A 16127-nucleotide genomic window follows, 5' to 3' on the forward strand; every position below is an offset into this window, starting at 1 on the left:
CCCTAATTTATTAAGAAAGTACCCACCGCTATTTTATTACGAACATCCTTCAATCGGTATTTATAAATTCCTGATGCAAGCTTAGGAATGCTGTAATAAACACTTTGAAAATCATGACCTGTAGGTATTTTTTGAAAATCTACAGTCCTTCCTAAAACGTCAAATACTTGAATAAATACGTGTGGAGAGGGCGATTTTAAACGAATGGTAGTGCTGTATTTGAATGGATTTGGATAATTTAGTAATTGCCTGTTTTTTTCAATATTTACATCTTGTGCACTAAGCATATCTTGACTGCCAAACGATAATTTTTTTACAGACATCTCAAAAGGAATACTGTTTAGATAGTCTCCAATTATTGAATACACAACTGTTTTAATGTTCTTTATTTGAACTGAATTTCCTGTATTATCAGTAAAGTCTGAAAACGGAATAGAAAAAAATTGCTCTGTACTGTTTGGGGGTATTACATAGCGGATTCTGTGCTCCCAAGCTCTGTCCTCCTCTTGCATGATTATCAATTCTACAGACTCATTATTGGTCATTGAAAAATTAATGGAATTATAAGCTGTCATTTTTAAATTTTGATCACCTGGCAGCAAATGCCTAAATAAGTTAATATTGCCTTTAACATTGCCAGAAACGAAAACATTTCTATCCACTGCATACAAAGCATCATTATACTCTATGTCCGAAGTAGTGATCTCAAAATCACGAACAGTGGCATAATCCTCTAAATAATCCAATCCCCAGGGCCCGTCGGCCAAATACAAAGCATCTTTTTGAGCATTACTGTCTTTTTGTAAAGCAAAACCAATATCAAAGATAATACCCGTTTCTATAGACAATATATCGTTATAATTCCCAGTCAATGCAAAGCTATTATTCATAACAGAGCGATTAGAAACTTCGGTTTCTGCAAAACTTCCGTAAAAATAAACAGCACGTTCCTTTGTTTTATTGATAATATTTAAGTTGATAAATCCATTCAAATACGCTCCTGATCTCACAAAAATATTCGGTGTTACATTTTCTATGGCCGTACTTACTAATCCATGTTGTTTTGTATGCTGGTCAATAATATAATTGGCAATTGAAAACACTTGTGAAAATGAACTTCCCCAAATTTGAAAATTTTGGTAATTTCCAATTGGATATTGATCGATATTCCAAAAACTGAACAATTCGTTTTCTAGAGAATTTAATTTTATAGAAAAACTTAAAGTATATTCAATTTCACCTGTTGCGCGTTTAATTGTTGAGCTAATAATTTGATGTCCACGCGTTACTACCGTTCTTACGTCTTCCAAACTTCCATTATTCAATCTATCGCAAATTACTTTAGAATGGTTGTAGATTTTCCCCGACGTTGAAGTGGCAAAGACCGCAGATACGCGCATCGCATTTTTATAATAGTCTACCGAAAGAACTTCATCTGCATTGGTGAATCCTAACAAATCATCAGGGCTGGAAATGAAAGCCGTTTCGGTGCGATACATCCCTGTTGTTGGTAAATATTGTATTAGAGATCTACCTCGTTGTTTTTCACTAAAATTACTTTTAACGAACTCTTTTTGATTTTCTAAATATTTCAAGGATTGCCCTTCTTTTTTTCTAATAAAATTCCTTTTTGCGATTAAAGATGCTAAAGAGCCGTTACTTTCTAATCCGCCATCATTGCCTGAAGAAACGTCATAAGCACTGTTTATATCTGCAAAATTATTGGTGTTTATTTCTTGATACGCGCTTGCGGTTATATAAAAAATAGCATCATTAAAATCGTTGTCACAAGAAATATCATCTCTTTTAGCATCTTCGAAACCCAAAACAATCCTTTCATTAACCGCATCCTCTAGCAATACATTGTGAAATCTTAGGGATGCCAAACTTTCTGGATTATAATCCGAATTTGAATACAATTCCCACGCACTGTCTCCTATTGATCCATCTGTTGAATTCCAAGCATCTGCAAGTAACACCCATCCGATTCCTGTTCCTGCTCCAAAAGTTCCAATATTTACTTTATCCCCAATCTGCAATCCCCCCCCACTAGCAAGTGCAGAAATATTTGGAAAAATGATTGTAATTTCGTCTTTTGTTGGCGCTGTGGCCGACGGATTGTTTAAGTCGTAAGTATAAAAACCTAACACATTTTTAGCATCTACTCCTTCACTTACAAACGTTACCCAAACATCGGTGTCTCCTTCAATTTTAAGACTAGTATCATAACTAGAGGTAATATATTGAGGATTATAATCAGGCACAGGATAATCATTCGGTAGTGAATTGTCTATCGCTTCTTGCGTAGCTGCCGACACAAGATCGCTAGGATCTTCTAAATAGAACGGTGTTCCATTTGAAGAATACGTTCCAAGATAATTGTATGATAGTGCAGCAACTGGAAGCGCAGCTGCCATATTATCCACAGCTATGGCACCAGCAGTCGCGTACAATCTGCCTTCTAGAGCAACGCCTCCAACAGCAGAAACTGCACCTGGATACCCTATAAAAGTACCAAACATTGAAGCACCTGCACCCAAAGCGACCGCACCAATTGCAATCCAATAAACATTCTCAGAGGAAGCACCATTGGTAAGAATAATTGACGATCCGGCAGCAGCAGCAAATGCTCCTCCAATTTTAAAAATAAAAACTGCGTCCGAATCCCCTTCTGCATCTAATGTTAATGCACCCGTAAGCGTTGCGGCAGCACCTGCGGAATATACGCCTGGAACTAAAGTTTCTCCATTGCCATAGTTGACAATATGATTTGCTACCGTTGTGGCTGTATTTTGAAGTTGAATACATGCCGCAGCTAAATCTATAGCGGCTTGCAGCGTTTCGGGATTTGCATTTTCTATGGTTCCATCTAAAATAGTAGGGGCTCCAAAACCGGCTATTGCACCAGCATGAGAACCAACATTTCCTGTAAATGTTGAAACTCCTGTATTTGCAACGGCTCCTGCCCCAGAAAAAATTATAAAATTTGCGGCAGTGCCAAAATCGTATGTTACCGAAGCTAATTTACCAAGGGCAGGTAATAAATTACTTTTTTGCGTTTTATTTTCTTGATCCTGAACGCTCTTTAAATCACTCCCAACATTTATGTTTAACAGGTCTCTAGCCAGGTTCCCTTTATTTTTATTTATTTTGGTAAAAGCAACAATTGAGGGGGTGTTCACAAATATTTCTTGACTCCCTAATGCAGTGGTGCCTAAAAAACTTTCTATATCGTTCGCATACACCGTTTCAAAAGGATGGTAAATTTGGGCATTTGTCGATACAATTAACGTTAAGACAACGATAAAGGTGAGATTTTTCATGATATATAATTTATACCATAAAAGTAAACTCTAAAATAATTGAGATTATTAATATTCGTCTTTACTCGTTTAACGATAGACAACGGGTAAGATTTTCAAGGACGAACTGCTAAAGTAAGTCTAAACGCTTCATTAATTCCGGTCTTTTAGAACGGCTCACAGGAATAACATCTTTTTTTATAAGCACACTGTTGTCTTCAATATCAATAATTTTTTTAATATTGATTATAAAAGACCGATGAATTTTTAAGAACAAAGAATCAGGTAACTTTTCTTCTATTTTTTTTAGTGTCGAGTGTACAATGTAGTCTTTATTTTCAGTTTTTATTTTAATATAATCTCCTTTAGCCTCTATCAAATAAATACTTGGAAGATCTATTTTTATTAACCGTCTATCGATACTTACATAGAAATCATTTTCAATTTCTTTTACGCTGGAATTAGGTTCACTTGAGATAAAGGTTAAATTTTTACGCTTTGCTTTCTCGATTGCCTTCTTAAAACGATCAGATTGAACTGGTTTTAGTAAATAATCAACTATAAAATCATATTCAAAAGCCTCAATTGCAAAATTAGGGTTTGAAGTAATTAATATAATTTTTGGCGGATTTTTCAAGCTTCTGATAAAATCCAATCCATTAAATTTTGGCATGTGAATGTCTAAAAAAATAAGATCTACTCGATTTCTATTTAAATACTTTATCGCTTCTATAGCATTGGGAAAGTCCTCCAAAACTTCTAATGAATCAATTTCATCACAACGCGTTTGTAGAATAACCCTAGCAATCTTTTCGTCATCAATAATAATACATTTCATAAAGTTTAAATCGTTTTAATATATGCTGTTATTGCCATTAATACTTTTTCAAACGCTGCTTTTCCCTTTAAATCTGAGTTTCTAAGATTGTATTCAAATACGTTTGCAATTTCATACCCTTCAATTAAACCTAAAATACTAATTTTATGTTTAACTCTATGGATAATTTCCGCTATTCTAGAAAAATCACCTGATTCAATACTCTTACAATACTCCTTTTTTTCCTCTGGAAACTCTGTTTTTATAATGTGTATTAGTTCTTCTTTAACAGCAGCATCTCCTGCTGCCAATTGATTGATATACTTTAAATTTGGAGATTCCATACTTTTTAATTTTAATTTAGAGCTTATTCTTCTTTCTATTTAACACTAGTTATTGTTTCCAAGAATACATTACTTTAATTAAATCGTTGAATACTTTGCAACTATTAAAATTTACTCCAGTGTTCTTGTGCTTTTTTTCCATGCATTCTTTTCACTTTTTTTTTTCAAAGTAAAATAAAAAGTGGACCCTTTATTTAATTCACTATCCAACCAAATATCACCTCCATATAATTTTACTATTTTTTTTACAATGGATAAACCGATGCCAGTAGATTCTTTATTTTTATTTAATGAATGGAAAATTTTAAAAATTTTATGATGATATTTTTTCTCAATCCCAATTCCATTATCTTTCACCGAGAATTGATAAAATGAATCTTTTTCAATACAATTTATTGCTACAATACCTTTTTCTTTTTTATTAAATTTAATAGCATTGACTATTAAGTTTTGGAATAATTGTTGAAACTTTGTTTTATCTCCCTTTACTATAGGTAAATTTGAGGAGGTATAAATGGTGAATTTTTCTGGAATAACTAGCGTGTTTTTTATCTCCTCAAGAAGTTCATTTAAATCAACACTTTCTTCTTTGTGCAATACGGTCCCTGCAATAGAGTATTTTAAAATATTGGTAATTAACTGATTCATGGTCTCTAATGTGTCTTCAATAAGAGAGATATTCTTTAGTGTACTTTCATCTAAATTTTTTTTATTGTCAGATTTAATCCAGGAAACTAATGCCTCTATACTTTGCAAAGGAGTTTTTAAGTCATGAGAAACGGTATGTGCATATTCATCCAATTCATCATTACTCTTTTCTAATTTTTTAAGAAGTTGATCGTTTTTTATTTCTACTTTTTTACGCTCTTTTATACTGATCGCTGTTGTTAACTTTATGGAAACTAAACTGGCAATACTCTCCAATGTCTTAATGTGCTCGGCAGTATAATGATTCTTTTGTTTGTGTTCAGAATCAATAATGCCAATAGCTTTTCCATTACTCATAATAGGCACCGTTATTTCTGAAAATCGCCTTTCTTGATCCATAACATACCGCGGGTCTTTAGAAGTATCTTTAATACATTCGGATATTCCTGAATTTGCGACACTTCCCACGATACCTTTTCCTTTTGCGAGTACTAGTTTATTTATAATTTTGTTTTTACCGGCTAACTTATCTCCAAAGACTGCAATCTGTTCAATAATCTCTTTTTCAGTATCTACCAAATAAATAACGCAATCATCTGAATCTAAATAACCCGCAATATTGTTTACAATTTCCCAGGCAATCTCTGTAATATCAGTTTTATCTAAAATTGATTTGGTTAAATTATTTATTAAATCAATGATCAATGTTTTCTCTATTTCTGAAGTAATATCTTCAATGAACACCACTTGATGTTTAATATTTCTATTTTTATCTCTAACTATATTCACATTTGTTTTTGTCCAAATACCTGAGCCATCTTTCTTTTTGTATCTCTTTGTAAATACAAAATTATCAGTGTTACGCAAATTAACCTGTCTTATATAAGCCTTAAAAGATGCAGAATCTTCAGGAAAAGATAGGTCACTGATAGAAGAATTACTTAATTCTAACTCCGTATATCCAAGCATATTTTGAATCGTCGCGTTGGTTTTGATTATGCGTCCACGATTGGTTAAAACAATGCCCATAAAAGTGTTGTGCACAATTGTATCCAACTCATATTTTTTTTGTGCGAGTAACTCCTCATTTTGTTTCGCTTTTGTAATATCTAGGTGAATGCCAATAGCACCTATGATTGCGCCATTGAGATCATAGTTAGGCGCACCACTTACTAATAAATTTCTAAAACTTCCTCCTTTGTTTCTTATTTTAATCTCGTAGGAAGAAGATTCTCCATTATGGCGCTTATCACTTTCTATTTTCACACGATCGATGTCATTCACGAGCTCAAATGTCTCTTTCCCTTTTTTCCCCAAAAGTTCCTTTTGAGAAGCACCGCACATATCCATAAAACTTTGGTTTACCATTACAATTTCATCCGCGGTATTCACTTCTATCAAACCGAGATTCATATTCGCAATAATGCTGCTGTACTTCAATTTTTGAGCCTCCAAACTTTTACGATACTTCTTTCTTAAGGTGATGTCTTTGTAGGTCCATAGGTGCCCCTTGTATCGCTCTCCTTGTAAAACTGGGATAAAATCCCGCTCTAAAATGGTTCCGTCAACCATCGTTATTTCGTCTCCTATCACCGGTCGTTTTTTCTCTAAAATACTGCGCACTCTGGCATTAAAAACTTCTGATTCTTTGAATAGGTGATTCACATTTCCCAAGGTGGCAAAACAATCTACTCCTATCAAAAAACTTGGTGATTGGGAAATTTGAAAGAGCTTACAAAATTTAGTGTTCGTTAAAATTATTTTACCCTTTTCATCTTCTAACAACACACCGTAATCTAAATTTAAAATAAGGAATGCTAACCTATTCTCTGACTCTTTAAGTAAATCCTCCTCTTTTTTTTCAGCAGTAATATCTCTAATAATTCCTTGCACTCCAATTGGCTCATTGTTGAGATCCTTCACCACATTCCCGTTAACCTGAATCCACTTTACTTGTTTCTCTTTTGTTAACGCTCTAGTTCTGTAATTCGCAAATACAGCTTCTTTAAATAAAGTGCTAAAGAATTTGATTCCATACGCCAAATCATCCGGATGGATTAAGTCGGTAGCAGAAAGTCTTTGTGTATTTTTATCATATCCAAAAAAGTCAAGAGCAACGCCATTCATTTTAACAACATACCCCGAAAGGTCTGTCCGAATGTAGCCGTCATTAATGTTTTCGAAAGCACCTTCTAACGCAAGATTTTTTTGAGTAATGATATGCTTTAACTTCGTATTAATCTTTTTTAATTCACCTTTTAAAAGAAGTACCTCCTGTATTTTCTCCTCTAATTTTTTTTCTGCAACATTTCTGGCCGCTTCAACTCTCTTAATCGATTTTTCGGTTTTGCCTTTCTTTTCTGAGTCCATTGCCTTTTTGTTAATGATCAGTTTTTATCTCCAGTCTTTATATTTCCTTTTATAAACGTTGGCAATAGGCCGGTTGATCTCTTTCTGAAATCCAAACGCCACTTCTAATTTACTAATAAATTTAGACTTTTTTAACGAGTTACATAATACGTGTTGCGGTTAAAGAATGTCTGCAAAATTTTAATAGATACCTCGCAAAATTCTATATTTATTAAGGCAATTCAATATACACAAGATTTTGTTTTGAAATGCACAGCACTTGCATCCACACGTTTTGACTGAATTTTCTATAACCTCTAAAATAGGTAGTAATTATATTTTTTAACTTTTTATTTCGTTGATACTCCAATAAGACAATACATTTTGAATTTTATCGATATAGTCGTTGTATTTTAGGGGCTTTACGATGTATCCAGATACGCCTATTCTGTAGCATTCCTCAATGTCTTTTTGATTGTCAGAAGTTGTTAAAATAACCGTAGGAATGTGCTTGAGCTGCTCGTTATTTTTTAAGATTGACAGAAACTCTAATCCACTTATTCTAGGCATATTTAGATCTAATAAAATTAAATCTGGCCATCTTAGCGCATCCTCTAAAATTTCCAGCGCTTCCTCACCGTTGTTGGCCACATTAACTGTGTGTTCTAATCCTAACGATAAGATAGTTCTTTCCATTTTCATGATTTCTATCAAGTTGTCCTCGATAAGCAACACGCTGAGTATATTTTCCATAAAAAAAATTTCTTATTAGCGAAAATAGGTGTTTACGAACCCAATAAATTATAACGTTGACGAAACGAATTAAAATATAGACAAGAGGCATAAAAGTAAAGATGAGCGGTAAAAAAGCAGGTTTTAATGGTTTTTAAGAAATCAATTCATTAAAATACTCAAATATTTCTCCTTTAGAGATCACACTTCCTTTTTCTATCAAGTCAAATACTTCTATATTTCGTTCCCCTTTGTAAGGTTTTGAACCTTTAAAAATTTCAACAGCGTTGTCCAAAGGATTTTGCATCAACCATTCAAATCCTTTTTGTTCCAATAAGTTAATATCTTTACTAATTTTTATAGCAATTCTATGGATCTCTTCGTTTTCACATTTAAATAAATTTACTGATTTTTCTGAAAAATGTTCAACATACGCAGTCTTTGTAAGTACGTCATCCCAAACAACATCAGAAAAAACATTCATTTCTTCTGTTGCCACCACTGGTTTTTTCTCCTTAATTTGCTTCCATTCTTTCGCATCAATACTTTGTGATGCTAGGAATAGTGAAAATTCTTCGTGTAACCCTTTAAATTGTTCTGTAGTAAGCTGTCTATATTTCATATAATGTCAAAAAAAAAACCGCCCTGTATGGGCGGTTCAAATATCTAACTTTTTTAGTAAATTAGAATGAATATCTCAATCCAAATTGCATTTGCCATCTCGAAATTAAAGTAGAGTTGTATACAAATGTTTCTTTTAAATCCGAATTAAAACTATATGTAGGAGTTCCACCAGCATCTACCGAAACGCCAATTGGCTGCACAGCATTTGGCTGTTGTACTAAGCCCCAATCTGAATTTAACAAGTTACCAAAATTCAAAATATCGATGCTAAACTCCAAAGAGTTATTATTTTTAAATTTTAGATTCTGAATGAACTTTACATCCATTTTTCCTCTCCAAGGTGCTAATGCAGCATACCGCTCTGCATACAGTCCTCGTCTCCCTTTTAAATAAACATCCTGTTTTATAAAGTTGTCTAAATTGACACCGTCATTTTCGTTCGCAAACTGCATTTCACTAATTTCTGAAGTCGTAGGAATGTAGATTAAATCATTTAAATTGGAACCGTCATTATTGATATCTCCCGCGTATGTATAATTAAAACGACCTCCTTGTGCTAACTCATAGAATGATGAAACGCTGGTAGTCCATTTATTATTTGCACCATAATTCCATGATTTAGAAGCCACACCAATAAAACGATGTTTATCACCATACTTCGAATTTGCTAACGTTGCACTATTGACATTCGCTAGAGTAGGATTAAAATCAAAGGCATCACCCGTAATCTCTGCTTCTATTGAATTGACATCTTTTGAATCTAAGTAATTATAAGCCGCCATTAAATACAAACCATTCTCAAAAGTTTTTTGCGCCTTAAAGGTTAAATTTAATGTTCTTCCTTTGTCTGAATTTGTAAATACGTAGGCACTATTTCCTTTGTCAGAACCATTGTAAATAGATCTATTATCAACGCCACCTAACGTACCGGTTGGGTTTTTCAGCCCCCAATTTTGAACATGAGAACCATTAATATCTTTTGTATAAGATAGGTCTGTTGTTAGAATCGTACCATCTTTTAACTTTAAATCTGCGCCAAAACTTGTTCTCCATACTTGTGGGAATTTAAAATTTGGGTCTACAACCTGATAATAGTATACATTTGGATTTCCTATCTGATTCCCTAACCAAACAAAAGGAAAACGACCTGTAAACAATCCTGAACCACCGCGTAATTGCAGTGTACTATCCCCATTGACATCCCAATTGAAACCAATTCTTGGTGAAATTAAAAAGTTATTATTAGGCATTTGTGTAGAATCAAATAAAGCGGTTTCTCCTGTAGCCGGATTCGTATATGGAGTCTCTGGTAAATACAAGCTTTTGTCAATTACTTCTTGTGCCTTTTCTGCCGAATCAAAAAACAAAGGCTTGTCAAAACGAACCCCATAAGACAATTTAAAATCATCATTAACATTCCAATCGTCTTGCATGTAAAAAGCAAACTGACCCACATTTGTTTCTGCTAATGCCCAAGAATCATTAGCATTATTGGTATTAAAAGTATTAAGAGCTCCGGCAGAAGCGTCTGCTAAAAGTCCATTAGAAATACCTTCTCTAAAAGCATCCATACTCGCAAAATCACCACCAAAAGCACCAACATAGCCTCTGCTATCTCCAAGACCATAGGCTCCTAAATTAAACGAATTATCAAATTCAAATTTTTCAAAAGAAAAACCAACTGTAAAGTTATGGTCACCGCTCGTAATATTTAAATTATTTGTAATTTGAAATACTTTTTGATCTAATTTATTATTGATAGAAAATGGCTCATGCCCTGCAATAATATAATTTCCTCCGTTACCATCTTGAATTCTAAATGCTGGCATCGGTGATGACTTAGGAGTTCTGAAATCATCAAAATGCGTATACCCTGCCTGCAGTTTGTTTGTAATATTATTAGAAATTGAAGAATTTAATTCAACTAAGAAAGAATTTAAATTGTTGTTTATCTGATATCCTGTATTTTCAAACTGTAGCATTTGAGAACTTGGTCCTCTAAAACCCAATGCCGTTGGATGTGCTGGCAAATCTCTTGAAGCATTTAAAAAATTATAGACAAAAGACAATCGGTGGTCTTTATTAATATTCCAATCTAACTTAAACAATCCTTTGGTACTGTTAGAATTGTGTGTAAATCCTTCATAAGTACCAGTATCATAACCAATTCCTGCGAGGGCACTTTGTACTTCTTCTAAATCAGCTTTTAAAACTCTTGACTCATTAATCGCATTAGAGCCTGTGTTGGGTAACCAAGATTGCCCTAAATCAGATCTATCATCTTTTTCAAAATTTACAAAAACAAATAATTTATCCTTAATTATTGGAGCTCCAACACTAACCCCTACTTGAGATTGATTTAATTTAGGAACAAATATATTTTCTCCTTTAATTGCTCCCCCTGTAAAATCCTGATTCCTGAAGAAACCATAAACCGTTCCAACTACTGCGTTTGTTCCACTTTTTGTTACTGCATTTACAGAAGCACCTGTAAAACCAGACAAAGTGACATCGTAAGGTGCTAAAGAAACCGAAATTTGTTCTATTGCATCTAAAGATACGGGCTGAGCTGCTGTTTGCCCTCCTGGAGTTGCTGCGTCAAGACCAAAAGGGTTGTTGAAAATAGACCCATCTAAGGTGAAATTGTTAAATTGATCATTTCTACCTCCGAATGAGCCACCGGAAGCAGCAGGATCTAAACGTGTAAAATCTGCAGCAGATCGAGAAATCGTTGGCAGCGTTCTTAAATCTTTAGATTTAATACTTGTTTGCGCTCCTGTTCTTCCATTGTTAAAAACAGTGTTTTTGCCAGAACTGATCACAATTTCATCCAACATATTAGCGTCATCTGACAATACTGCATTGATATTTGTTGTTTTCCCTAGCGTCAAAAATACATTTGTAATTTTTTGACTCTCAAACCCCACATAACTAATCGTGATGTTATAAGGACCTCCAATTCTTAAGTTAGAAATCAGATAACGTCCATTATCCTGCGCTATTGTCCCTGACACAGTTCCTGTAGGCGTGTGCACAACAACAATATTGGCACCAAATAATGCCGCTCCTGAACCCTCTGTAATCGTTCCACTAATTTTTGAAGTTGTTGTTTGTGCCTGCACAGAAAAACTAAAAATTAAAATTAGAGAACATAAAATAAGTAACTTTTGTTTCATTTTTTATACTTTTTTGGTTGTTAATTTGAGATATCTGTAAATATATACCAAAAAAAAAGTCTACTATAAATAGTAGACTTTTTTTTTTAACAAGTATTTAACATTTTGTTAACTACTCTGAAACCACTTCAAAAGTAATATCAGCAACTACAGATCTGTGTAATCTTACAGATGCTTCGTATTTACCTAATCTCTTTACAGAACCACCAACAACCTTAATAAATTTCTTATCTAAGTTTGTCCCTGCTTTTGCAAGTGCAGCAGCTACATCAATATTGTTTACAGAACCAAATAATTTGTCTCCTGAGCCCACTTTAGATGCAATCTTAATTTCGTATCCTTTAATTGCATCTGCGATTACATTCGCATCTGCAATTAATTTAGCTTCTTTATAAGCACGTTGTTTCAAATTCTCTGCTAAAACTTTCTTCGCAGATGAAGTTGCTAAAACTGCTTGTCCTGACGGGATTAAAAAATTTCTTCCATATCCATTTTTCACGGCTACGAGATCATCTTTAAATCCTAAATTTTCTACGTCTTGTCTTAAAATCAATTCCATGTTCTACGCTTTATTATTTTAACAAATCTCCAACGTAAGGCATTAACGCTAAATGACGCGCTCTTTTGATTGCTTGCGCAACTTTACGTTGATATTTTAATGAAGTTCCTGTTAAACGTCTTGGTAAAATTTTACCCTGTTCGTTTACTAAATACATTAAGAAGTCTGCATCTTTATAGTCGATATACTTGATACCTTTCTTTTTAAATCTACAGTATTTTGCTTCTTTCTTAGTGTCTATATCTAATGGCGTTAAATATCTAACGTCAGCAGATTTTCCACCTTTTGATTGTTGTTCTATCGTTGCCATTTCTTATTTTTTAGTAGATTTAACACGTTCAGTTCTAATTTTTGCCCAAGCAGCAGCATGTTTGTCTAATCTAATAGAAAGATAACGCATTACGCTATCATCTCTTCTAAACTCTAACTCAAATGCAGAAATCTCTTCTCCAGCAACTTTGTACTCTAACAAGTGATAAAAACCACTTTTCTTTTTTTGAATTGGATACGCTAATTTTTTTAAGCCCCAATCTTCTTTAGAAATCATTTCGGCACCTCTAGAAACCAAATAGTCATTAAACTTTTGTACTGTCTCCTTTATCTGAGTATCAGATAAAACGGGATTCAAAATGAAAACAGTTTCGTAATGATTCATAAATTAAATTTTAATTGTTTATTTTTAAGGATGCAAATATAGGCACTTTTTAGTTATAACTACTACAATATCCAAAATGTTTGTATGCTTAAAGATTGCTGCCTCATTTATAGATTGAACGCTTCGTTAATCTCTTCATAACACACTTTACCTTTAACAATACTTAATCCTTTAGACAAACATAGATCTATTTCACAAGCTTTCTCCCAGCCATTATTAGCAAGCTTTAAGATAAAGGGGAGCGTAACATTGGTTAACGCTAAAGTAGAAGTATGTGGCACTGCTCCAGGCATATTCGCTACACAATAATGTACAATATCGTCTATAATATAGGTCGGATCTTCGTGTGTGGTTGGTCTTGTAGTTTCAAAACAACCGCCTTGATCTACTGCCACATCAACTAAAACAGTTCCTGGTCTCATCTCATTAAGCATGTCTCTAGTAATTAACTTTGGTGCTTTTCCTCCTTTTACCAAAACCCCTCCAATTATTAAATCATGTGTTTTAATATGCTGTCTTATTGCATACTCATTAGAGAAAGCGGTTACTACGTGATTGGGCAGCACATCATTTACATACCGCAAACGCTTCATACTAATATCCATTATTGTAACGTGTGCTCCTAATCCTGCAGCCATTTTAGCTGCCTGAACACCCACAACTCCAGCTCCTAAAACCAATACTTTCCCGGGTGCAACTCCAGGTACACCTCCTAATAAAATACCTCTTCCCTTTATTGGTTTCTCTAAATACTTTGCTCCTTGTTGTATCGCCATTCTTCCTGCAACCTCAGACATTGGTGTTAACAGAGGAAGCGTTCCTTCTTCATCTTCTACCATTTCATAGGCAATACAAATAGATTTACTTGCAATCATTGCTTTTGTTAAAGATTCGCTCGAAGCAAAATGGAAATACGTGAAGATAATCTGATTTTCTCTAACCAATGGATACTCCAATGCAATGGGTTCTTTGACTTTGATAATCATGTCACTTTTTGCATATACCTCTGCGATCGTTGGCAGTATAACTGCTCCCACATCGATATAGTCTTTGTCGAAAAAGCCACTTCCTTCTCCTGCTGTTGTCTGCACAAAAACGCCATGATTTTTCTTTGTAAGTTCAAAGACACCAGCGGGTATCATGCCTACTCTACTCTCGTTATTTTTAATTTCTTTGGGAATTCCAATTTTCATTTTTCACAATTTACGGGTTAAACGCACGTAAATTTACTGTGATTTGTTTCACAAAAATAAATAAAAAATTAATTTCCAAATTATTGTGATTGTATTAAAATCTACATAAAAAAAAAGAGGAATCAAGAATATCATTCGCGAATTTTAGGGCATCCATAACAGTTCTATCTATTCTCTAAAATTTTATGAACCTTGATGCTAATTTAAGATCCATATTAAAAAAACACCGACCATTACATCAATTGCACGTACGTTTTGTTTTAGATTTAATTGCTAATAAATCTTAATATTCTGTCATCTTTTCATTCATTTTACCAATATATTTTCTATCATTCGCGAATAATCAATCATTACGAAATCCCCAATTCAACCTCGTTTGCATTTAACACGAAATTTATTCCATTTAAGAAGCGCTGTTCTAGCTTCATTTTCATAATGAGTATACACTTGATTTTCTACTGTGAACTGAAGTACTTATTTTTGAGTTTAGAACTGCATGCTCTAAAACTACAATCGCAATGATGTGGAAATATCTATCTTATATTTATTGGTTGTAGCCACACTTTTAATAAAATTCTAGCGATAACATTAATTAAAATCGAACCGAACTCCTATAGAAATATTTCGAATACTTGTCCCTTTAAAAAGTGGATTCAAGTCGTACTTTACATATATACTTTTAGACGTATATCCCAAATAGGCACTCAATCCATAATTAATCGTATTCATATTAAAATGATCCAATTGTACTTCTTCGATATCCACACCATTTGCATCCGAGTATTCTAAATATTGCCTAGTTCCCAATTTAAAGCCTACGAAACCACCAAAACCTAATCGCATTGCTTTATTTGTTCTGTCTTTAATTTCTCCGTCATCAAAGATTTTGTTTTTCGACAAGTCCCATTCGAAATGCATGGGGAAATTCAACTGCACATGTCTTAATCTGCTCTCTGATAATTGATTTCCGTACATTTGAACTTCTGTCGTCTCTTCATTTTTAACATGAACTCGATTCTCTTTTAATCGCAGATTATTCCAAAGAAAAGAAACGCCATATTTAAAATAAACCTGAGAAGGATCTTCCGTTAAACGCGTTTTCCACGTCCAACCCAATTCATAAAAATGCGATTGCCAAAACTCATATTCAGAATTGTTTAGAGAAGATAATTTATTATGATTAAGAACATTATTTAAACCCGCAGCAAAAACAAATTGTGTTTTTGTTCTCTTACTTGCCTTCTGATTTTTCTCTTCTTTAGAACTAGCTTTAAACGCTTCATTTTTATCATCATTGTCTTTAAATGAAAGCTGTAGCACCTTGTTCCCAATAGTAAATGTATTCTTACTTGCCTTGTCCTCAAAAAAGGCATGCGAACTAGCGATTTTACCATTTGTTTTATCTTGCACCAATAGTTGCAATAACCGTTCTTGCTCCCCTACTAAATTTTCGATTTTTCTTGCGTGAAAAGCCGCAACTTCACGCTTTAATATCTCTGATGTGGCCTTTGTAATTTCACCCTTGTTTAACTGGATATCGATCGCAATTATCTTTACTTTTAAAGAATCTTTCTGATTTTTTGTGATTTCATCAATTTCTTTAGAAATTTCAAAAACTTCTTTTTCAAAAATTCTTTTTTCTTGTGCAATAAATGCATTTGTAGCGAACAAATACAATAAAATAGAGAGTATTAATTTTGTCATTTTTTGAGTTTTAAAGTTGGTGTT

General features: G+C 33.6%; 12 protein-coding genes. All 12 read right to left on the bottom strand.

What is annotated here, in order from left to right:
- Positions 1-2: 2 nt before the first annotated feature.
- On the bottom strand, positions 3-3323 hold the full coding sequence (locus tag PI23P_RS10935) for an ice-binding family protein (protein WP_004570921.1): 3321 nt from the start codon (positions 3321-3323) through the stop codon (positions 3-5).
- Between the two features lie 109 nt (positions 3324-3432).
- Positions 3433-4140 carry a LytR/AlgR family response regulator transcription factor gene (locus PI23P_RS10940; RefSeq protein ID WP_004570922.1) on the bottom strand — a complete coding sequence of 236 codons (708 nt, stop codon included), beginning with the start codon at positions 4138-4140 and terminating at the stop codon, positions 3433-3435.
- Between the two features lie 5 nt (positions 4141-4145).
- Entirely contained in the window at positions 4146-4463 is a 318-nt protein-coding gene (locus tag PI23P_RS10945; protein WP_004570923.1) for a hypothetical protein, read from the bottom strand.
- A gap of 111 nt (positions 4464-4574) precedes the next feature.
- Entirely contained in the window at positions 4575-7481 is a 2907-nt protein-coding gene (locus tag PI23P_RS10950) for a PAS domain S-box protein (RefSeq protein WP_004570924.1), read from the bottom strand.
- 321 nt (positions 7482-7802) lie between these two features.
- Positions 7803-8213 (bottom strand): response regulator, encoded by a 411-nt coding sequence (locus tag PI23P_RS10955; RefSeq protein ID WP_004570925.1) that lies wholly within the window; start codon positions 8211-8213, stop codon positions 7803-7805.
- Between the two features lie 133 nt (positions 8214-8346).
- Positions 8347-8814 carry a DUF6495 family protein gene (locus PI23P_RS10960; protein ID WP_004570926.1) on the bottom strand — a complete coding sequence of 156 codons (468 nt, stop codon included), beginning with the start codon at positions 8812-8814 and terminating at the stop codon, positions 8347-8349.
- Between the two features lie 61 nt (positions 8815-8875).
- Entirely contained in the window at positions 8876-11992 is a 3117-nt protein-coding gene (locus PI23P_RS10965; protein ID WP_004570927.1) for a TonB-dependent receptor, read from the bottom strand.
- A 112-nt stretch (positions 11993-12104) separates the two neighbouring features.
- On the bottom strand, positions 12105-12551 hold the full coding sequence (gene rplI, locus PI23P_RS10970; protein WP_004570928.1) for a 50S ribosomal protein L9: 447 nt from the start codon (positions 12549-12551) through the stop codon (positions 12105-12107).
- A 13-nt stretch (positions 12552-12564) separates the two neighbouring features.
- A complete protein-coding gene (gene rpsR / locus PI23P_RS10975) occupies positions 12565-12861 on the bottom strand; it encodes a 30S ribosomal protein S18 (RefSeq protein WP_004570929.1) in 297 nt (98 codons plus the stop codon).
- Between the two features lie 3 nt (positions 12862-12864).
- Entirely contained in the window at positions 12865-13206 is a 342-nt protein-coding gene (gene rpsF / locus PI23P_RS10980; RefSeq protein ID WP_004570930.1) for a 30S ribosomal protein S6, read from the bottom strand.
- Positions 13207-13313: 107 nt separating this feature from the next.
- On the bottom strand, positions 13314-14399 hold the full coding sequence (gene ald, locus PI23P_RS10985) for an alanine dehydrogenase (RefSeq protein ID WP_004570931.1): 1086 nt from the start codon (positions 14397-14399) through the stop codon (positions 13314-13316).
- 588 nt (positions 14400-14987) lie between these two features.
- The gene (locus PI23P_RS10990) at positions 14988-16103 is read right to left on the bottom strand and encodes a hypothetical protein (RefSeq protein WP_004570932.1); all 1116 of its coding nucleotides are present in this window, start codon (positions 16101-16103) and stop codon (positions 14988-14990) included.
- Between the last annotated feature and the right edge of the window lie 24 nt (positions 16104-16127).

Source organism: Polaribacter irgensii 23-P, assembly GCF_000153225.1.
Taxonomy (GTDB): Bacteria; Bacteroidota; Bacteroidia; order Flavobacteriales; family Flavobacteriaceae; genus Polaribacter; species Polaribacter irgensii.

Excerpts from the sequence above, each read along its gene's own strand:
- PI23P_RS10955 (WP_004570925.1), bottom strand. The coding sequence starts at position 8,213 with ATGGAAAATATACTCAGCGTGTTGCTTATCGAGGACAACTTGATAGAA.
- PI23P_RS10950 (WP_004570924.1), bottom strand. The coding sequence starts at position 7,481 with ATGGACTCAGAAAAGAAAGGCAAAACCGAAAAATCGATTAAGAGAGTT.
- PI23P_RS10990 (WP_004570932.1), bottom strand. The coding sequence starts at position 16,103 with ATGACAAAATTAATACTCTCTATTTTATTGTATTTGTTCGCTACAAAT.
- rpsF (WP_004570930.1), bottom strand. The coding sequence starts at position 13,206 with ATGAATCATTACGAAACTGTTTTCATTTTGAATCCCGTTTTATCTGAT.
- ald (WP_004570931.1), bottom strand. The coding sequence starts at position 14,399 with ATGAAAATTGGAATTCCCAAAGAAATTAAAAATAACGAGAGTAGAGTA.
- PI23P_RS10935 (WP_004570921.1), bottom strand. The coding sequence starts at position 3,323 with ATGAAAAATCTCACCTTTATCGTTGTCTTAACGTTAATTGTATCGACA.
- PI23P_RS10965 (WP_004570927.1), bottom strand. The coding sequence starts at position 11,992 with ATGAAACAAAAGTTACTTATTTTATGTTCTCTAATTTTAATTTTTAGT.
- rplI (WP_004570928.1), bottom strand. The coding sequence starts at position 12,551 with ATGGAATTGATTTTAAGACAAGACGTAGAAAATTTAGGATTTAAAGAT.
- PI23P_RS10945 (WP_004570923.1), bottom strand. The coding sequence starts at position 4,463 with ATGGAATCTCCAAATTTAAAGTATATCAATCAATTGGCAGCAGGAGAT.
- rpsR (WP_004570929.1), bottom strand. The coding sequence starts at position 12,861 with ATGGCAACGATAGAACAACAATCAAAAGGTGGAAAATCTGCTGACGTT.
- PI23P_RS10960 (WP_004570926.1), bottom strand. The coding sequence starts at position 8,814 with ATGAAATATAGACAGCTTACTACAGAACAATTTAAAGGGTTACACGAA.
- PI23P_RS10940 (WP_004570922.1), bottom strand. The coding sequence starts at position 4,140 with ATGAAATGTATTATTATTGATGACGAAAAGATTGCTAGGGTTATTCTA.